Origin of the sequence: Paenibacillus donghaensis (genome assembly GCF_002192415.1) — a bacterium.
GTDB classification, from domain to species: domain Bacteria; phylum Bacillota; class Bacilli; order Paenibacillales; family Paenibacillaceae; genus Paenibacillus_AQ; species Paenibacillus_AQ donghaensis.
The window spans coordinates 825,293-844,488 of the sequence record NZ_CP021780.1 but is presented as its reverse complement, the minus strand read 5'-3'; the positions used below and the strand labels follow the sequence as shown (position 1 = coordinate 844,488).

General features: G+C 53.1%; 15 protein-coding genes. 2 read left to right on the top strand and 13 right to left on the bottom strand.

What is annotated here, in order from left to right; genetic code table 11:
• The first annotated feature begins 176 nt into the window (after nt 1-176).
• The gene (locus tag B9T62_RS03410) at nt 177-452 is read left to right on the top strand and encodes a hypothetical protein (protein WP_157685430.1); all 276 of its coding nucleotides are present in this window, start codon (nt 177-179) and stop codon (nt 450-452) included.
• Nucleotides 453-652: 200 nt separating this feature from the next.
• On the opposite strand, the gene B9T62_RS03405 is transcribed toward B9T62_RS03410, so the two are convergent.
• Nucleotides 653-2,113 carry a stalk domain-containing protein gene (locus B9T62_RS03405; protein WP_087913975.1) on the bottom strand — a complete coding sequence of 487 codons (1,461 nt, stop codon included), beginning with the start codon at nt 2,111-2,113 and terminating at the stop codon, nt 653-655.
• 209 nt (nt 2,114-2,322) lie between these two features.
• On the opposite strand from B9T62_RS03405, the gene B9T62_RS03400 reads away from it, so the two are divergent.
• Entirely contained in the window at nt 2,323-3,225 is a 903-nt protein-coding gene (locus tag B9T62_RS03400) for a manganese catalase family protein (protein ID WP_087913974.1), read from the top strand.
• 124 nt (nt 3,226-3,349) lie between these two features.
• On the opposite strand, the gene B9T62_RS03395 is transcribed toward B9T62_RS03400, so the two are convergent.
• The 12 genes from B9T62_RS03395 to alaS form a co-directional block, all read right to left on the bottom strand.
• Nucleotides 3,350-4,423: a LacI family DNA-binding transcriptional regulator gene (locus B9T62_RS03395; protein ID WP_087913973.1), complete on the bottom strand. Its 1,074-nt coding sequence runs from the start codon at nt 4,421-4,423 to the stop codon at nt 3,350-3,352.
• A 44-nt stretch (nt 4,424-4,467) separates the two neighbouring features.
• Nucleotides 4,468-5,775 carry an ABC transporter substrate-binding protein gene (locus B9T62_RS03390; protein WP_087913972.1) on the bottom strand — a complete coding sequence of 436 codons (1,308 nt, stop codon included), beginning with the start codon at nt 5,773-5,775 and terminating at the stop codon, nt 4,468-4,470.
• A 15-nt stretch (nt 5,776-5,790) separates the two neighbouring features.
• A complete protein-coding gene (locus B9T62_RS03385) occupies nt 5,791-7,680 on the bottom strand; it encodes a sensor histidine kinase (RefSeq protein WP_087913971.1) in 1,890 nt (629 codons plus the stop codon).
• Between the two features lie 291 nt (nt 7,681-7,971).
• On the bottom strand, nt 7,972-10,197 hold the full coding sequence (locus tag B9T62_RS03380; protein WP_087920110.1) for a methyl-accepting chemotaxis protein: 2,226 nt from the start codon (nt 10,195-10,197) through the stop codon (nt 7,972-7,974).
• A gap of 253 nt (nt 10,198-10,450) precedes the next feature.
• Nucleotides 10,451-11,782, bottom strand: coding sequence for a peptidase U32 family protein (locus B9T62_RS03375; protein ID WP_087913970.1), 1,332 nt, complete (start codon nt 11,780-11,782; stop codon nt 10,451-10,453).
• A 56-nt stretch (nt 11,783-11,838) separates the two neighbouring features.
• On the bottom strand, nt 11,839-12,771 hold the full coding sequence (locus B9T62_RS03370) for a peptidase U32 family protein (protein ID WP_087913969.1): 933 nt from the start codon (nt 12,769-12,771) through the stop codon (nt 11,839-11,841).
• 441 nt (nt 12,772-13,212) lie between these two features.
• Complete coding sequence (mltG, locus tag B9T62_RS03365) at nt 13,213-14,256, bottom strand: endolytic transglycosylase MltG (protein ID WP_245864326.1); 1,044 nt, start codon at nt 14,254-14,256, stop codon at nt 13,213-13,215.
• 394 nt (nt 14,257-14,650) lie between these two features.
• Nucleotides 14,651-14,959, bottom strand: a complete 309-nt coding sequence (locus B9T62_RS03360) for a DUF1292 domain-containing protein (RefSeq protein WP_087913968.1) — start codon at nt 14,957-14,959, stop codon at nt 14,651-14,653.
• Entirely contained in the window at nt 14,952-15,260 is a 309-nt protein-coding gene (locus B9T62_RS03355) for a DUF1292 domain-containing protein (RefSeq protein WP_087913967.1), read from the bottom strand. Before B9T62_RS03355 ends, B9T62_RS03360 begins: the two co-directional genes overlap by 8 nt.
• Before the next feature lie 13 nt (nt 15,261-15,273).
• Entirely contained in the window at nt 15,274-15,690 is a 417-nt protein-coding gene (gene ruvX / locus B9T62_RS03350) for a Holliday junction resolvase RuvX (RefSeq protein WP_087920108.1), read from the bottom strand.
• Entirely contained in the window at nt 15,690-15,965 is a 276-nt protein-coding gene (locus tag B9T62_RS03345; protein WP_087913966.1) for an IreB family regulatory phosphoprotein, read from the bottom strand. Before B9T62_RS03345 ends, ruvX begins: the two co-directional genes overlap by 1 nt.
• Before the next feature lie 350 nt (nt 15,966-16,315).
• A complete protein-coding gene (gene alaS, locus B9T62_RS03340) occupies nt 16,316-18,949 on the bottom strand; it encodes an alanine--tRNA ligase (RefSeq protein ID WP_087913965.1) in 2,634 nt (877 codons plus the stop codon).
• Nucleotides 18,950-19,196 lie beyond the last annotated feature (247 nt).

Sequence of the window (19,196 nt, the reverse complement as noted above, 5' to 3'; positions counted from 1 at the left end):
TACAGGCATTTAGCAGTAGAATCGGTCACCGAAGCAAATCCGGCTCAAATAACTGCAGATTTGCAGGCTTTTGCCTCTTAGAGGTCAATAACGGTCTGAAAGCCTGCAGATTTGCAGGCTTTTGCTCGGGTATCTTAGGTATCAGCGGTATCCGTGGCATAGGTAATATGGGTAGTATGGGTGGTATCGGCGGCATCGGCCGCATCGGCGCATCGGTGGCATCGGCGCATCGGCCGCATCGGCGGCATCGGCGCATCGGCGGCATCGGCGCATCGGCGCATCGGCGCATCGGCGCATCGGCGGCATCGGCGCATCGGCGGCATCGGCGCATCGGCGCATCGGCGCATCGGCGCATCGGCGCATCGGCGCATCGGCCGCATCGGCGCATCGGCCGCATCGGCGCATCGCATCGGCGCATCGGCCGCATCGGCGCATCGGCGCATCGGCGGTGACCAAGCCCGCTCATCGGCTGATCCTCCAAACAGCGGCAGAAATACGATGGCTGAGATAGCAAACAGCGCTTATTCCGGTATGGAGTAAGCGCTGTTTAGACTGTCACAAATGTATAGAGGTGCGGCCTGCTTATGAAATTTAGCTTATGTTCATGGAACATCTAGGCGGCCTCATGAATGAGAGAATCGGAGACTTCACCTCACTTGCTGTCAATCCTTACTGCATAAGCCGCGGCATCCCAGCGAACCTCCGCCCCCAGCAGCTCGCTGATCAATCGAAGCGGCACGTACACACTCTGGTTTACAAAAACCGCCTTCTCCTGCGTGGGCACTGCCACCCCGTTCAAGGTAGTTACGCCTGTCACCGAGTTAAGCACAATCTTCACCTGGGGTCCGTTCACCCTTACCGAACGGGTCTTAACATCCCAGTCCAGCTTTAACCCCATCTGCTCAAACACCCCGCGCAGCGGCACATAGGTGGAAGATTTCAACAGCAGCGGAGGCATCGCCAGCCCCTTCTCCTGCCCGTCGATAAACACCGAGATTGATTTCTTGACCCGCTGTGGTTCTGTAATCTCAAAATCCAGCACACCGAGTCCGGTCTGCCCGTATTCATTCGCGCCCCAGGACATCACATATCCATCCTTCAGCAGCACATAATGATTTCTGCCGCTGGATGACACGGCAGCTGCATTCGTAATTCCGGCCACCTGCTTCAGGCGAAGCCCGTCCTGCCACTGCGTCTCCCACTGCCAGACGGTTCCGTCCGCCTGGACGGCAGCATCGATACTGATCGACACGACATCCTTAAGCCCCTTCACCTCATAAGGCACGAGCGGCTTCAACGCATAAGGCTCCGCCATGGCCTGGTTCTTCCATACCCAGACTGTTCCATCCGCTCTAAGCGCCGCGCCGTACAGCTGATCAACCTCAAGCGCGGTATACGTGCCATTCCCCTCAACTACCGAAGGCTTGCGGATGGCAGGAGGCACCTTGCCCTGGCTCTGCTCCGCACCAAAAACGGTCACCTCGCCTTCACTGTCAAGCACAGCGGAAATCAAATTGCCTGCCGATATAGCCTTAATGCCTGTCAGCCCTTTGATCTGGACCGGCTGCAGGGCATGAACACGCGAGGAGTCGCCAAGCTGTCCGGCATCATTGCCTCCCCAGCCCCATACGCTTCCGTCCTTCAGCAGCGCAAGGCTGTGGTTGTCCCCGGCGGCGACACTGCGCACATCGGCCAGTCCTTGTACCTGCACTGGACGGGTAGTGATTGCAGCAGTCACCTTGCCATCTCCCAGCTGTCCATGCTCATTACCGCCGACAGCCCATACGGTGCCGTCCGTCTTCAGCTGCAGCGAGTGGCGGTAGCCGCCGGAGATCTGCTGCACCTGGTCCAGCTGCATCCGAACAGGCGTATAAGCCGGTGTAGTTGCCCCGTTCCCGATGGAGCCAGTCCCACCTCCCCAGGCCCAAGCGCTACCGTCTGCTTGGATGGCGTAAGCGCTCTGTTGCCCTGCATCCAGACTGCTCACCTCTGTCAGAAGCTTGTCGTCCCCTTGAGCTGCATGAACAGCCGCTACCGGCTGAAGCAGGATGAAGCCTGCCAATACTCCTGCAACCGTTGTTTGTGCAAATTGCCGAATTGATTTTTTCCCCATCCTTGCATCTCCTTTGATTTAATAGACGTTGATATCCATATTCATACTGGAATAGACGCTTCGTCTTGCAAGAAGGTTTCTTCCGCAAACCAGATTAATCCCTTACTTTATGCTTTGAACTTGCATATTGCGTTTAAATAGTGCGAAGAATAACTATTACTGCCAAGATGAACTCTACTTACATTATTTTCCAGGAGGATGAGTACACTATGTTTAAACGTATGGATGAGATCCTGATTGAGATCCCCAAGGTAGAGAAGCCGGATGCCAATGCGGCTGCTGCCATACAGGAATTGCTTGGCGGCAAGTTTGGAGAAATGTCGACGCTCAACAATTACCTCTATCAATCCTTTAATTTTCGTTCCAAAGAAAAGCTGAAACCCTTCTATGACTTGGTCATGAGCATTACCGCCGAAGAACTGGGTCATGTGGAGCTGGTGTCCCATGCCATCAATCACTGTCTGAGAGGCTCTACAGAATATAAGAAACCTGATTCTACGCCGCTGGAGGCTGCCAAGGATGCGCGTCTGTCCTATCATTTTCTCGCCGGTGCTCAGGGTGCAATGCCATTCGACTCGATGGGCAATCCCTGGACCGGAGCGAACGTGTTCAACAGCGGCAACCTGGTAGAGGATCTGCTGCATAACTTTTTCCTGGAGTGCGGAGCCAGAACCCACAAGATGAAGGTCTATGAAATGACTGATCATCCAGCTGCCCGCGCTGTCGTAGGATTCCTGCTGGTCCGCGGAGGCGTTCACGTGGTGGCTTACGCCAAAGCACTGGAAATTGCGACTGGTGTAAATGTGACCAAGCTGGTGCCGATCCCCTCCCTGAATAACAAGTCCTTCACAGAAGCCAAGAAATATGAGGACAAAGGCGTGCATACGAAGCTATACACATACAGCGACAAGGACTTCACCTCCATTGGCCAGATCTGGAAGGGTACACATCCCGAGGATAATCAGCCTCTTGAGGTGATTGAAGGAACTCCCAAAGGGTATCCCATCCCGGAAGCTCCTGCGGTGGAAGAAGAGTTCGCCCCGGGAATCTCCGAAGAAGAGTTCAAAGAGATTGCTAAACGGCTCAAAATGGCCGGTAATATCAAGGAGTAGTAGCCGTCAAGTGGAAACGGCTTCGCCGTCCTCTGTAAGAGGCGGCATCCGTGTGAAACAAATAAATTCTTACTATTTTCAAAAAAAGGTGCCATCCTGCAGAAGGATCGCACCTTTTTGAATTTCATTGACCTGAATCGGCCGGCCCTTCTACCGAGTCCCGGTGGACAATGTCGGCGCTGATCAGAATCTTCTCCAGCGGCGCGGCTGGATTATGGATACGGTTCAGCAGCTTCTCCACCGCAGCCCAGCCCATGGCTTCCTTGGGCACATGCACCGTTGTCAGCGGTGGCTGGTTTCTGCTGGCATCCTCGATGTTGTCGAAGCCTGTGACCGAGATGTCACCGGGGATGACATAACCTTCCTCCAGCAGTATCTCGCTGACTGTCAGAGCTACCGAATCATTGGCGCAGACTAGCGCCGTGGGAGCTGCCTTGGCCTTCTTCTGCTTGTTCATCCACAGCCTGAAGGGCTCGCGGAAGGACCTGTCATCCATCCCTTCCAGCAACAGCATCTCATCATCTCCGTCCGGCGTCCTAAGCGCATTCTCCTCCAGGGCGCTGCGGAAGCCTGCCCAGCGGTCGCGGAAGCTGCGGGAGTATCGGATATTACCGATAAAATGCAGCTGCTTATGCCCGGCGGCCATCAGGTGATTGCACAGCCTGGACATCGAGTCCACATTATTAGCAAACACCGTATCGCTCGGAATCAGCGGATCCTCATGGTCTATCAGGACCATCGGCAGCCCGATACGATGTACCTCCAGCAACAAAGAAGTCGAGATCTGGCCTACGCCGACCAGCCCGAGAATGCCGCTGGGATTAAGAATATTAATGAAATTGTCTGCCCGCTGCTCGGACACGATGACCATCCCCAGCCCTTCCTGATCAAGGGCCAGCGCGATTCCGTCCACAATCTTGCCCCAGTACAAGGAATCCTGGGTCTGGAAGCGGATATTGGGCATCAGCACCAGCACCGATTGCTTGTTGCGGTCGCTTGCGGCAGGCGGCGAGCCGCGTTTGATGCCTTGTACATAAGCATTTTTCTGGGTGAAATATCCGAGCTGGGACGCTGCTTGAATGACCCGCTCCCTTGTGGTTTCGTTGACGCCCCCTTTGCCGGACAACGATTTCGAGACTACAAACTTGGATACGCCGAGATGATCGGCTATTTTTTGCATCGTAACCTTCTTAGCCATAGGTATCTCCCTCCGAAGATGTTTCATCATTATTGATCTGCCGCTCAAGGACCGCCCGAACCCAGCATTCCTGCCCGGGCTTCCTTCCATTTGGCATTTAATTCGTCAAAAGACTGCTGCAGATCCGATGCTGCAATCAACTCCTGGATATAATCACCGGACCAGAAGGACAGCTTCGAGCGGTTAGCCAATTCGATGAATTGATCCGTCTGCACAGTGGCCTCCAGCAGCTGCGGCTGATAAGACAGGAACTCACGGTATTGCTCCATGTCAGGCTCACCGCTTCCTTCAGAAGGCAGGAATCCCCATTCCTCGCTGTAGGAGGTTTCCTTGACGAAGAAATTCAACCAGGCTTCCGCCAGCTCCTTATGCTTGCTGAATTTGCTGACCCCGACGAACCAGTCGGGATTAAGCGGGGCGTAGTGGGTTGTGGAATTATCGTACGGGAACGGGAAGAACCCGATATTCTCCGGCTCCGCACCAGCATCGAGCACCTGGCGGATGGTCCAATTGCCCAGCAGATACATGCCAACCTCACCCTTTGCCAGCTTGTTTTTGGAAATCTCCCAATTATTGGAGAACAGCTGATCTTCTACATAACCCTTGGCAATCATCGTCCTTGCAATGGAGATGGATTGGCCCCACTCGTTGTTCAACTGCCAGGGACTGTCCTTATTTACCATATTGTTCAAATATTCCGGATTGCCGGTCATATAATTAACCAGGTTATTGCCCCACTCCCGCAGTGGCCAGACCGCCCCATAATTCATATAGAGCGGGATAATCCCGGCCTTCTTCAGCTTGGCGGAAGCAGCATAGAACTCATCCAGCGTCTGCGGAACGCGGGTAAGGCCTGCTTTCTCAAAAGCTTTTTTGTTATACACGATCCCGCTCGTCGTCGTTCCGGTAGACAAGCCATACCGCTTGCCGTTGTAAGTGGCAAAGGTCGTGAACCGTTCCTTGTCGGCGGTAGCCGCATTCAGCGGCTCGAAGAAATAATCCAGCTCCTTGGCAGGCAAATTCACCGGCAGCAGCAGCACATCTCCCGCATCTTTGGTTGAGAGCCGAACCAGAATGTCGGTAGCATAGTTGGACAAGCCCTCAAATTCTATATTCGTCTCCGGATACCTCTGCTTGAACTGGTCAGCGTAGCCTTTAAAGGTTCCATTCTCAATCAGATCAATCCGGTTGGTCAGCATAACGATGGTACCGGTTAACTCCGGTTTCGGCTCAGCGGCAGGCGGTGCCGGTGCCTCTGCCGAAGGCCTCTTTCCATCCTCACACCCGGCTGACACCAGCAGCAACAGCAGCAGTAAGATGCGTATGGCTGAATGGTTCCTGATCCCCTTCACTTGATTTCCCCCCGCTCATTCTTCAGGCTCTTGGTTCTTGATCTCTTCTGGTTCGCGCAGCGGCAGAGACAGAATGACATCCGTGCCTTCTCCAGGTTCGCTGTATACCTCGATGCCATAGGCCGCACCGTAATGAAGCCGGATGCGCTGCTGCACATTTTTCATGCCGATCCCGCCGTTGATACTCCGTTTCGGAGGTGTCTCATTCTGCAGATGCTGATTGAGGAGAGACAGCGTAGCGCTGTCCATTCCGCAGCCGTCATCCCTGATATGAAACCGCAGCAGCCGATCGGTCACCTCACAGCGAATGCTCAGATGCATCTGCGGTTTGCTGTCATCCAGTCCGTGGTAAGCTGCATTCTCGATAATCGGCTGGAAGACCAGCTTGATGATCGCGTACTTGCCCAGCTCCTCAGGCACATCAATCTGCAGCAGGAAGCGGTTCGGATAACGGCAGTTCAGCAGCTCGACATAGTTGCGAACATAACCCAGCTCCTGATTCATTGTGGTTCTGCCGGATAAATCACTGGTGCTGTAGCGCAGCAGCCGTCCGAGAATCGAGATCATATCCGCCGCTTCCACATCATCGTTCAGCTCGGCAGTCATACGGATGGATTCCAGGGTATTGTAGATAAAATGGGGATTAATCTGGCTCTGCAGCGCCTGCAGCTCCGCTTCCTTCTTCTGCTGCTCAATCCAGTAGATATCCTGGATCAGCTGGCGGATACGGGCCAGCATGCGGTTGAATTGATGACCCAACAGGCCGATCTCATCACGGCGTCTGAACCGGAAGGTCACATCCAGGTCGCCCCCCTGGACCTTTTTCATGACCTGGATCATCTGCTTCAGCGGCTTGGTCAAGGCAAACGAAAGCACCATCGAGATAATCAGCGCCAGCACAATGATAATAAAAGTGGCGGCCAGCGTTACGTTGCGGGTTACTTTTACATTGCGGGTCAGCTCGTCCACAGGGATCGAGATAATAACCTTCCAATTCGTCTTCAGCGAGCTGGAATAAATATTAAGCCGCTCCTTGCCTTCTTGCGTATTGTAGAAGCTCCCGCTGCTGCCGGACGCCTTCTTGAACAGCTCTCCATCGGAAATGTCCGTGGTAAGCAGCTTCTTATTGCTGTCGTAGACCACCTTGCCGGACTCATCCACAATCAGTGAGGTTCCGTGGGTCACGTTATCCAGCTCAGCCACCTGATTCTCCAAATTGCTGATATTGGCCTCCACTGCAATCAGGCCTATGGGATTCCACAGGCCATCCACAATCTTGCGTACTACGGTGAAGGCGTACCGGGTACTCTGCAGATTGCTTGTATAGGCCTGGGTGCCGAACAGCAGCGCTTCTCCGCTGGAATCCTTGGCCTGTTCACTCCAGAACTTGTAGCTCTGCTCCAGATCAAGCCTTACCCCGCCGTCCTTGGCGGAATAATAGCCATTGCCTTTGCCGTCAAATATGTAAACGGAATTCGTGCCCCTCTTGATGTTGTTGATAAAAGAAATATTGCCTTCTATTCCCCGCTGGATCGTCAGCAGCAGATCGAAATCCTCAGGCGACAACGAGCTTGTGTTGCCCCCGCTGTCAATCCTCGCTTTGTCCTCATAATAACGGTTGGAGCGGATCAGATTCTGCTTGATGTCATTCACATACGCCGGCATGGAGGAGATCCGCTTCATATCCTCGATATAATCATCAATTCCGTCCATCATTTGATCAATCAGCTTCTCGGAATAAGTCACCGTGTTGTGCTCGATGGACTCGGAATAACTTTTGAAAGAAATCAGGCTGATGAAGGACAGCGGCAAAATGATTATAATTAAAAAAACCAGCAGCAGCTTGCGTTCCATACTCATATCGCCAATCCAAGACCACCAGCTGAAATTCCGTTTCGCTTTCACTTGTCCTGCTCCTTCAATCCATGATCCTAACTTTTCTATAAATACCATAACAAAAACCTAACAGAATTATTATACGTTTATGCTCTTCATTACACAAGTAGAAACGGCTTTGCCGTCCTCTGCAAAGCGTATGCTTCCGAAGCAGCGATACTACGTATCGCTTTCAGGCAGCCGTTTCTGCGAGAAATAGAAGGATAAATTATAGCGTGCAACCTATATATTCTTATCTTTCAAGAAAAAACGGCTGCCAGTCCTTGTAAGGACGGCAGCCGTGCATGAACATTCCTGCTATTAGATGGTGAACATGGACAGTTTGTCCTTCAGCTGACCGGATACCTGCTCCAGCTTGGCTGACAACGACACCAGATGGTCGCTGACATTCTGCTGCTCGTTGCTCAAGGAAGCCACCTCTTCCGAAGTCGCTGAGGATTGCTGGGCTACAGCACTCACATTGCCCATCGCTTCCGACAGTACACCCTGTGAATGATCCAGACTGCCGATTGCGGTTGTTACCGATTCGATGCTGCTGATGAAATCCTCCATCTGCTCCTGAACCGAGAGGAAGATTCCGCTGGTGCTCTTCACCGACACCATTTGCTGCTTGAAGAGCGGAGCAACCTCGGATAACACAACCACAGTTTCATTCATTTCATTGATGATCTTGTCGGTAATTCCCGCTACCAGGGCAATGGACTGCTTCGACTGGTCAGCCAGCTGGCGCACCTCTCCGGCAACGACCATGAACCCTCTGCCGGCTTCACCGGCCCGGGCGGCTTCAATGGTAGCATTCAGCGACAGGATGTTGGTCTGCTGGGTAATATTCTTCATGACATCCAGCACCTTGACTACCGAGAATACGGTCTCTTTAAGATTGTTGACACGATCCACCAGCGCACTGGTCATTTCGCCTGTGCGTCCGGTCTGCCCCAGCAGCTCTTCCAGCTGCTTCGCGCCAATTCCACTGGATTCTCCGATTTCACGTGCAACAGCGTCCATCTCTGAGTTGGCGGCTACTACCGTCTGCATCTGAGTCCCGATAACATCGGTCAGATCACTGCCGCGTTCAGCTTCCTGTGCCAAGCTGCCTGCGCCTCCGGCGATTTCTTCGGTAGCCGCTGCAATCTCCTTGGCCGAAATCGCCGTCTTGCGGGAAGCTTCACCCAGCTCACCGGCTGTATTCAGCACTTCACGGGCTGTTTCTGTAGTCTGAGCCACCAGTTCTGTAATCCGCTCCATCATGCTGTTGAAGGAGGCGGATAGCTGGCCAATCTCATCCTGTGAAACATATTCCGTCCGGACACTCAGATTCCCCTTGGAACCTTCGACCATCAGATCCTTAAGTCTTGCCAATGGACGGGCAATCATCCGTACCATCCAGATGCCGACCAATACGGCAAGCAGGGCTGCCGCTGCTGCAGCCATAAAGGTGGTCAACAGGATCGGATGGGCTTCCTTAACCAGCTCCTCGGTTGGCACAACGCCTGACAGCTTCCAGTCTGCACTGACCATCGGGCTGTATACAGCGAGGAGCTCTTTGCCTTCCGCATTTTCGGTCTCCTGGCTATTGCTCATCGCCTTGCTCTCTTTGATAAAAGCAAATTCGGAGGTTTTGCCGTCATCCTTCGGAAGCGAGGAGGCCACTACCAGTCCTTCCGGCGAGACGAGCTGAATTCGCGAGTCATTTCCCAGCTTCACACTGGTGAAGGCATCCTCCAGCATCTTATTCTTCACTTCAAGCAGGACTACATACCCAGTTCCTGCACCCAGATTCTTCAGAGAACGCACCATAGCGATATTGGTCGAACCTTCGGCTTGAATGGATGTGGTGAACCAGAAGTTCTGGGTGCTCTGTTCTTCAGCTTCAGAATAATACGGCTTGTAGGATTTCGAGTTGGCCACAGCCTGCTTGAACCAGTCCTGCTCTCTCAGCCCATCCAGCTTAATGCCAGCGCTGCCGCTTGTGATCACATCATAATTCTCTTCATCCGGAATCAGCGAGACGCTGACAATATTGGAATCAGTAGTCGTCTGGCTGGACAGCTTCTTGCTGATCGCATCCGTGGCAATAAATTTATCATAATAAGTATCCGCTGAGCCCAGCGCTGTAAGATCGTTCTGCATTTGGGCATCAAAATAAAGCTGAAGCACCAGGTTCTCATATTGCTTCAGTGTAATATCCAGCTTCTCCGAGGTTTGGATAATCGTCTGGCGGTTTGCTTCCGATACATTGTCCTTGATCGTGGTTTTGGCTTTGTTATAGGACAGCAGACCCAGGGCCAGCACTACGACCACGATGGAGCTTAAAAAGATCAGAAACAGCTTCACGCCGACCGATTTCGTCGGATTGACTCTTTTCACCTGTCCCACAGAGCCCTTCAATGCTTTTTTGAAGTTGAAATCAGATTTGCTGAATTTCCCCTTCGGCAGGCCTGGGCCACTCTTTTGCGCTGTGTCTTTAGGGCTGTCCTGCAGCTTTTGCTGCTTCGCAGGTTTCTCTGTTTTCTTACGCAATTTCATTTTTTTCTCTTTCTCCTTTTCAACTTTGCTGGCTTGCCCTGGGGACTTCATCACGATTCACCTACCCGTTAGATTGGAAGACGTATGTAAGCGTTAACTGCTTTATATATCGGCATATGGTTCTCAATTACTTAGTTTTTTCAATAATCCGTATTAATTTTTGTATCTTTTGTCCTATGAAAAAGGGGGTTTTTGTCGAAAAAAAGACTGCTTCCTCGGCAGAATTATCTGCTTCAGAAACAGCCTGTTCGTTTTATGAATTTTTTCGCTTGCGCATCATATCGAAGTAGGCAACCGGCTGGTCTACCTTCATCCGAACCCGCTGCAGCGGATGACGGGCAACCTCCAGCGCGTTGCCTTGCTCATCCCACAATTCGCCGACGGTCTGCTTAAAGAAAGTGTCGTTAGGGCCGAAGAATTCCACTTCCTGTCCAGGCTTGAAATTGTTGCGCTGCTGAATCAGCGCCAGGCCGCTCTCGGCATCATATTCCAGCACAAGCCCTGCGAAATCATAAGGCGCAGCCTTCTCTTCCGGTTCATAAATATGATCCTCATGATCGGGGGTATCATAGAAGAACCCGGTATTCAGCGGCCGGTTCGCCGCCTTGTTCAACTCATCCAGCCATTCCGGCTTCAGCACATAACCCTCCGGATCGGCCATATAGGCATCAATGGCTTTGCGGTAGGCATTGACTACAGTAGCCACATAGTGGATCGATTTCATCCGGCCTTCAATCTTGAAGCTGTCAATTCCGGCTTCGATCAGATCAGGGATGCTCTCCAGCATGCACAGGTCCTTGGAGCCCATGGAGAAGGGGTTGTCCCCTTCTTGCTGCAGCGGCAGCTGCGTCACTCCAGGCTGCAGCGGCTGCGGCGACTGGAAGCCGTCCTGCTCTTCCTCGGAGACCCACCCTTCGGCACGTGCATCCTCGAACAGGTCGTATTTCCAGCGGCAGGACTGGCAGCAGCCGCCGCGGTTGGAATCGCGGTCGGTGAAGTGGTTCGACAACGTGCAGCGTCCCGAATACGAAGAGCACATGGCGCCGTGGATGAAGCTCTCGATCTCGATATCCACGTGCTGCTTGATCTCGGCGATCTCCTCCAGGCTGGTCTCCCGGCCCAGAACGACCCGCGGCAGCCCTTCTTCCTTCCAGAAGGAGACAGCCTGCCAGTTCAGGGTGGACTGCTGGGTGCTGAGATGCACCTCCAGCCCCGGCACCAGCCGGCGTGCGGTATCCACAATAATCGGATCGGCTACGATAATGGCAGCAATACCGGCTTCATATAGGTTACGCAGGTATTCTTCAATACCGGCGATATCTTCATTGTGAGCATAAATATTCGTGGCTACGAACACCTTGGCGCCGTATTTTTTGGCAAACTCCACGCCTTCACGCATTTCCTCGAAGCTGAAATTGTCAGCTCCTGAGCGCAGGCCGTATTTCTGACCCCCGATATAAACAGCATCCGCACCATAATGTACGGCAAATTTCAATTTCTCCAGATTGCCTGCCGGAGCCAGGAGCTCCGGTTTGTCCAGACGGTAACGCTTGCCCTTGTGCTGCGGCTTGGTCATGGTTCCCATTCCTGTTCTCCCCTCCATAAAACCTTAATTGATTATGTGCAATTGATACATTTGGCTTAATAGACCTGCTCCTTATAGAAGAAGCCGAAAGAAAGCTCACGCTCCGGGTCCTGCAGCGCCCGGATGTTATCCACCCATTCCTCACGGAAGGCATACCCCTGCGGATCGGCAGCATAGAGATCAATCGCTGTGCGGTAAGCCTTAACCACCGCAACATTGTAAGCAGCAGGCTTCAAGAGGCCTTCGATCTTCAGACTATGCACGCCCGCCTCCAGCAGCACATGCAGATCCTCCAGGATGCAAATATCATCCGAGCTCATAATATGCGTGCCATTCTCATCCTCATAAATCGGAAACCTCTCATCCTGCCGCTCCGCCTCAATCAGGAACAGCCCGCGTTCCTTGCCCAGGCTGCCGCCATCGCTGGGGCGTCCCTGATGTGACATATAGCTCTCTACAAGCTTGCGCTTGGAGTGATAGATATTGGTCATGCCATGCACCTGAACCTGGGCTTCCACCTCCAAGAGCGGCACCATCTCGGTCATTTCCTCCATGTTCAGCTCGCGGGCCAGCACAACCCGGGTTGCTCCCTTGCGGCCCCAATAGTTGGCTGTAGCGTAGTTGGTAGAGGTCATCTCCGCATTCCAGTGCAGCTTCATCCCAGGCGCTTCCCGTCTTACAGCCGCCAGGACTGCCGGATCGCCGAATTCAATCCCGTCCACGCCGATTTCGCCCAGCGCTTTCACATAAGGCGGCAGCTCATCCAGCAGACGGTTCGGCATCAGTCCGCCGAGACCGGCATAGATCTTGGCTCCGCGCGCATGGGCCATTTCCGTAGCCTGCGCGGTTTCTTCCAGCGTGAAATGCCCAGCCAGCCGCATGCCGAAGCGGTCATCCCCGATGAGCAGCGCATCTGCACCGGCATCCAGCAGGGCAGCCGCTTCTTCCAGGGAAGCTGCTGTCACCAGCAGCTCCGGTTTGTTGTTCATTTTTGGCCCTCCTCAAAGTTTTGTGAGCGTCGCTACTCCGATTAAGCTTCGTACAAAACTCGCTTCGGAAGCATACACTTAAGTTTTGTGAGCGTTGCTACTCCGATTGAGCTTCGTACAAAACTCTCGTCGGAAGCATACACTTAGTTTTGTTGTTTGTTACTACTTAGGTCCAGCGAGGAAATATAGGGATTTCCTACCGCTATTTGATCTCAGTATGGCCATTCGATCAGGTTATAGGGAATTCTACAGCTAATTACGTCAGATTCGCTTCGAAACACCTTCGATGGACAATTTAGCGGTAACTTTTCCCTATATCCAATGGAAATCGAATATTTGCCTGGATTTAACGGTAGTTTTTCCCCATAGCCACCTATGAATTACTGCTTAGAACGCTCAAACTACATACGGAAGGCAAGGGACCTAAGCAGTACTGTTGTTTTAGTTCTGCTTGCTTTTTTCGATGTTTGCCAGATGCTCCTTGTACGTTTTGCCGAATAGGTGTCCTTGGCTGCCATCCTTTTTGGTCACATAATAGAAATATTCCGTAGCTTCCGGCTCCAGTGCTGCCTGGATGGACGCAAGGCCCGGATTGCTGATCGGTCCAGGGGGAAGCCCCGTATGCTTATAGGTGTTATAAGGACTTTCGACTTCCAGATCTTTATAGAGCAGCCTGTCCTTCTGCTTGTCCAGCAAATACTGAACCGTAGCATCAATCTCCAGCTTCTGATCCTTCTTCAGCCGGTTGTATATCACGCCCGCGACCAGCGGACGTTCGCTTTCCACAACAACCTCCCGCTCTACAAGAGAAGCAACGGTCAGCAGCTGATGCAGGGTTAAACCACGCTTATCCAGCTTGGCCTGCCAATCGGGAATCTGCTCCAGCTTCTTATCCAGCTGCTGCAGCATCGCTTCAACGACCTGCTGCGGAGTGCTCTCCTTGACCAGCTCATAGGTTTCCGGGAACAAATATCCCTCCAGCCGGTGCAGCACCTGCTCCTCCTGCGGAATTCCCAGTAGCTCCGTCTCCTGCAGCGCTTTCCCGGAATTGATAATCTCCAGGAATACTGCCGGCTCAAGCTTCCAGTCGGCGGCAAGCTTGGCGGCGACCTGCTTGGCGGTATACCCTTCCGGAATAGTGAAGACCACCGTCTCCTTCTTGACCACATCGCCTGTGTTCAAGCGGGTGATCAGCTGGTCATAGCTGTCGCCGGGCGCAGCTGTGTACGTGCCTGCCTTGAAGCTGGACCCTTCCTTGGTCCACTTCAAATAGCCCTTGAACAGCAGACTATTGCGGATAATGCCATTCTCCTCCAGAAGGTCGGCAATGTCCGCACTGCCCATCCCCTTCTCGATGGTAAAGGTTACGGCAGGACCTGCCGGTTCCACCGGTGACATCCCGTTCCATATATACCATGCTCCTCCCCCTGCTGCGGCTGCCAGCAGAACGATAATAAGCAGCAATGTACGGATTGCGGATTTCAATGCAGTTTCCTCACTTTCAGACTATAAATTATAAAATTTAATCGGTTTAAATTCAACCTATATATTTCTGGGTATCTCTCAGCTGTGACGGAACGGCTGGATAAATTATCTCTGTATTCAAGCAAAAACGGCTTCGCCGTCCTCTGTAAGAGGCGGCATCCATTTCTGCGAGAAATATAGAACGTGAACTTAAGAATGTTACATACGGAGTTGCCAGGAAGCCCTATGCATCAGGCTTTCTGGCAACCCCACTACTCCATTCTTAAGCGCATCTTATATAGAAGGATAATTTAGGGCGTGAAACAAATAAATTCTTATATTTCATGCAAAAAGAGCGCGGAATAACTCCGCCCTCTTCCGTGCCCAAGCTTAAATGTAACGTACATGTACGGAATTACTCCGCTTCATCGCCGGGAAAGGTCAGCTCATCGTACAGCTCAGATACATCTTCCCACTCTTCATCATCCATGATGCTCTCCAGCTCAGGCAGCCCTGAGGGCGAAACTATGATACGCAGAATCTCAGGCTCCGCATCCTTGCCGGAGCCTTGCAGCACCGCATAACCACGGCCGTCAATCTCGAACTCGCCGATAATATCGTAAACGGAAGACTTGCCCTGCTCATCTTCCAGTTCTACTGTTTCTCCATAGGTTTCTTTAAGCTTCGATGTCCATACCGCATTGTCAGCGGACCAATCAGTCATTCTCCGCTCCTCCGTCCAGCTCCTCGACCAGGGTGTTGAAGGTCTCTTCAACAATTGCCCACTCCTCGTCGTTCTCAATCATGAACAGCTGCAGATCATCGCCTTCTTCTTCGTAGCGGAAGGCATAGACCTCATCGGTCTCTTCATCTTCAGAATCCAGCGGCACTACCATCATATACTTGGCTTCCGAACCATCCACCTCGAATTTCATGATGACCTCGAATTCTTCTTCGTTCCCCTCTTCATCGGGAATATAGATGATTTCCGGTTCTTCTTCTTGGCCAATCTGCTCGTTTGTCATATCCGCGCACCCCTCACCTTTTACTGTTAGCATCCAAAAAATTTTGCAAAATCAGGGCTGCGGCCATACGGTCCACAATCCCCTTGCGTTTCTTCCGGCTGACGTCCCCTTCAATCAGCACCCGCTCGGCGGATACCGTCGTCAGACGCTCATCCCAAAGGTGTACGGGCAGTTCTAGTTGCTCCCGCAGCTTGTCGGCGAACTCTATACAGATATCACCGCGGGGTCCTATTGAACCATTCATATTCTTAGGCAGACCCACTACAATCTCTCCGATTTCGTGCTCCTTCACAAGTTCACGGATACGCTCAAACTCGTTGCCGTTCCCCCTGCGCTCAATCGTTTCCAGCGCCTGGGCCGTCCATCCAAAAATATCGCTTGTGGCAACCCCGATTCTGCGGTCACCATAATCCAGTCCCAGCTTCTTCATCATTTGGAGTGGTCCACCCGGTGACTGGCAAGGTAGAAGCGAACCAGCTCTTCAATCAGCTCATCACGTTCTTTCCTCCGGACCAAACTTCTCGCATTGTTGTGGCGCGGAATGTAAGCCGGATCACCGGAAAGAAGATACCCTACGATTTGGTTGATGGGATGATAGTCCTTCTCAAGCAACGCGTCGTATACTGCGAGTAGAATTTCCTGGGAAGAAGCTTCCTTCTCATCGCCCTTCACATTGAATTTGACCGTTTTGTCCATGGAGTCCATTTGTGACACCTTCCTTCTGCAAAATCACCTGACATAGGCGGCTTCGCAAAGTTGCTGCTGTACAGCTCACTTGCTGTGTTCATCATAACATATTCATGGCCCAACGAGGAAATCTTGCTGGGGGAATAACGCTTTTTTTGGCATTTTGTCCACAAAAACAAGATTTTTTTTGGTTTATAAGCTATTGCCATTAGATGAACTTGAGAACGAGCAGGCGAAATGGACGGTCCGCCTTTTCGGATAAAGTATCTTTCTTATACTTTTAGAAAGCAGCGGCACTGATATCACGCTCTCAGTACCGCTGCTCAGCTTGCTATTCAAGCTATGGAGATGTTAAGTCAACCCTCAGCTTAGCCCAGTGAAGCTACCAGCTCTTCAGCCTTGGCCAGTGCTGCGCCCAGCTTCGTAGCATCCTTACCGCCTGCCTGGGCCATGTCGGGCCGCCCGCCTCCGCCGCCGCCGCAGACCGCGGCGATCTCCTTGACCAGCTTGCCGGCATGGAAGCCCTTGGCTACCAGCGGCTGTGGAACGGATACGACAAAGTTAACTTTGCCGTCCATTGCCGCGCCCAGCACCAGCACCGCATCCGGCAGCTTGGCCTTCAGCTCGTCGGCTGTAGAGCGCAGGGCATCTATATTGCCCGCCTGTACTTCAACGGCCAGCAGCGGCGTGCCGCCGCCCACAGTCTTCACGCTGCCGGTCAGCTCGGCGGCAAAGGTCGCGCTCAGCTTCGACTGCAGCGACTCGTTCTCGCGGCCAAGCTCGCGAACCTGGGCGTGCAGGGCTTCAATCCGCTTCGGCACATCCTGAAGCGAGGTCTTCAGCAGAGCTGCCGACTGCTTCAGCAGCTCCAGCTGGCTCTCGGTGAACTGGTAGGCGTAACGCCCGGTTACCGCTTCAATCCGGCGCACCCCGGAGCCGATGCCACTCTCGCTCAGCAGCTTGAATACCCCGATCTGCGCCGTGTTGGACACATGGATTCCGCCGCACAGCTCCAGGCTGTAGTCGCCAACCTGCACCACGCGTACGATGTTGCCGTATTTCTCGCCGAACAAGGCCATGGCACCCATTGCTTTCGCTTCATCGATCGGCTTGTTCTGGGTGACCACGTCCAGGCTGCGCCAGATCTGCGCATTCACCTTCTGCTCAATCTCGCTCAGCTCTTCCGGCGTAATCGCTCCGAAATGCGAGAAGTCGAAGCGCAGGCGTGAGCCTTCCACCAGTGAGCCGGCCTGGTTCACATGACCACCCAACACTTCCTTCAGCGCCTTGTGCAGCAGGTGGGTAGCGGTATGGTTCTTGACAATATCCTCACGCTCGGCCCGGTTTACTTCCGCGCGGACGGTATCGCCCACCCGCAGTTCTCCGGCTTCCACTGTTACCAGATGCACGTGCTGGCCATGCGGTGCCTTGAACAATCCAGTAACCTTAGCTGTAACCGAACCTCCGGTTAACATGCCTGTGTCACTGACCTGACCGCCGCTTTCCGCGTAGAACGGAGTGGATTCCAGAATAACCTGGCACTCTGTGCCTTCGCTTACACTATCCACCAGAGTCTGATCTACTACAATGGCAGCAATTTTGGACTCGGTTACGAAATCATTATAACCAACAAATTCACTTTTAACCGTCAGCTCGGCGAGTGCGCCACCCTGCACCTTCATGCTGCCGCTGTCCTGCCGTGCCGCTCTGGCGCGATCGCGCTGCTCCTGCATCGCGGCGTCGAAGCCTGCACGGTCCACGGTCAGCCCCTGCTCTGCGGCAAAATCCTCAGTCAAATCAAACGGGAAGCCGTAGGTGTCATACAGCTTGAACGCATCGGCTCCAGCAATCGCGGACAGCCCGTCAGCCTTAGCCTTGGCGCTGATCTCGCCCAGAATGGCCAGCCCGTCGGACAGGGTCTCATGGAAACGCTCTTCCTCCGTGCGGATGATCTTCGCGATGTATTCACGGTTGTCGACTACGGACGGGTAGTACACGCCCATCACCTCGCCTACAGTTTCAGTAAGAACATGCAGGAATGGACGGTCCAGACCCAGCGTCTTGCCATAACGGACAGCACGGCGCAGCAGACGGCGGATAATATAACCGCGGCCTTCATTGGAAGGAAGCACGCCATCCCCAACGGCGAACGTAACCGTACGGATATGGTCGGCAATGACCTTCAGCGCGATGTCCTGCTCCAGACTGTCTTTATAGTTAATGCCTGCCAGCTTAGCAGTCTTCTGGATGATCGGCTGGAACAGGTCGGTGTCGAAGTTGGAATCCACATCCTGCAGAATGGAAGCGAAACGCTCCAGCCCGGCACCTGTATCAATGTTCTTGTTTGGAAGCGGCGTATAGCTGCCGTCCTTGTTATGGTTAAACTGCGAGAACACCAGGTTCCACACTTCAAGCCAGCGTTCATTCTCGCCGCCCGCATACATCTCCGGGTCACTCATGTCGCTGCCGTAGGCTTCACCGCGGTCATAGAAGATTTCCGAGCAAGGGCCGCAAGGGCCTTCGCCGATATCCCAGAAGTTGTCGTCCCCAAGCTTGATGATGCGTTCCGCGGGCAGTCCCACTTGTTCATTCCACAGCTTGTAGGCTTCCTCATCCTCCGCATACACCGTAACCCAGATCCGCTGCGGATCGAAGCCGATCCACTCCTTGCCGGTCAGGAACTCCCAGGCCCAGGTGATCGCTTCCTCCTTGAAGTAGTCGCCGATGGAGAAGTTACCCAGCATCTCGAAAAAAGTATGGTGGCGGCGTGTCTTGCCCACATTCTCAATATCATTGGTGCGGATACATTTCTGCGAATTGGTCAGGCGCGGATTCTCCGGGATCTCCCGGCCGTCGAAATAAGCCTTCAGCGGCGCCATCCCGGCGTTGATCCACAGCAGGGAAGGATCGTTATGCGGAACCAGCGAGGCGCTTGGTTCGATTCGGTGGTTCTTGCTCTCGAAGAATTGCAGCCATTTGGAACGGATTTCACTTGCTTTCATTAAGTACAGCCCCCGTCTTATAATTGATGCGGCACTAGCGGCCGGAATACATATCCTTAAATTTCAACAAAAAAACGCCCCTGAAAATTCAGGGACGATTATTATCGCGGTACCACCCTGGTTATCGCCTTGCCCCGTAAATACAGGACGTCTAAGCAGACGATCGCCTTGTCGCGGCTGTTAACGGGCGCCCCCGGTGAGCTTCTACTCACACTCCGAAATCAGCTTTCCGCCAGCGTGTCTTGCG

Bases quoted from the DNA above. Each gene is read 5' to 3' on its own strand.
- B9T62_RS03405 (WP_087913975.1), bottom strand. From the start codon at position 2,113: ATGGGGAAAAAATCAATTCGGCAATTTGCACAAACAACGGTTGCAGGA.
- alaS (WP_087913965.1), bottom strand. From the start codon at position 18,949: ATGAAAGCAAGTGAAATCCGTTCCAAATGGCTGCAATTCTTCGAGAGC.
- B9T62_RS03395 (WP_087913973.1), bottom strand. From the start codon at position 4,423: ATGGCTAAGAAGGTTACGATGCAAAAAATAGCCGATCATCTCGGCGTA.
- B9T62_RS03410 (WP_157685430.1), top strand. From the start codon at position 177: ATGGGTGGTATCGGCGGCATCGGCCGCATCGGCGCATCGGTGGCATCG.
- B9T62_RS03380 (WP_087920110.1), bottom strand. From the start codon at position 10,197: ATGAAATTGCGTAAGAAAACAGAGAAACCTGCGAAGCAGCAAAAGCTG.
- B9T62_RS03355 (WP_087913967.1), bottom strand. From the start codon at position 15,260: ATGACAAACGAGCAGATTGGCCAAGAAGAAGAACCGGAAATCATCTAT.
- B9T62_RS03360 (WP_087913968.1), bottom strand. From the start codon at position 14,959: ATGACTGATTGGTCCGCTGACAATGCGGTATGGACATCGAAGCTTAAA.
- B9T62_RS03370 (WP_087913969.1), bottom strand. From the start codon at position 12,771: ATGAACAACAAACCGGAGCTGCTGGTGACAGCAGCTTCCCTGGAAGAA.
- B9T62_RS03375 (WP_087913970.1), bottom strand. From the start codon at position 11,782: ATGGGAACCATGACCAAGCCGCAGCACAAGGGCAAGCGTTACCGTCTG.
- ruvX (WP_087920108.1), bottom strand. From the start codon at position 15,690: ATGAAGAAGCTGGGACTGGATTATGGTGACCGCAGAATCGGGGTTGCC.
- B9T62_RS03345 (WP_087913966.1), bottom strand. From the start codon at position 15,965: ATGGACTCCATGGACAAAACGGTCAAATTCAATGTGAAGGGCGATGAG.
- B9T62_RS03400 (WP_087913974.1), top strand. From the start codon at position 2,323: ATGTTTAAACGTATGGATGAGATCCTGATTGAGATCCCCAAGGTAGAG.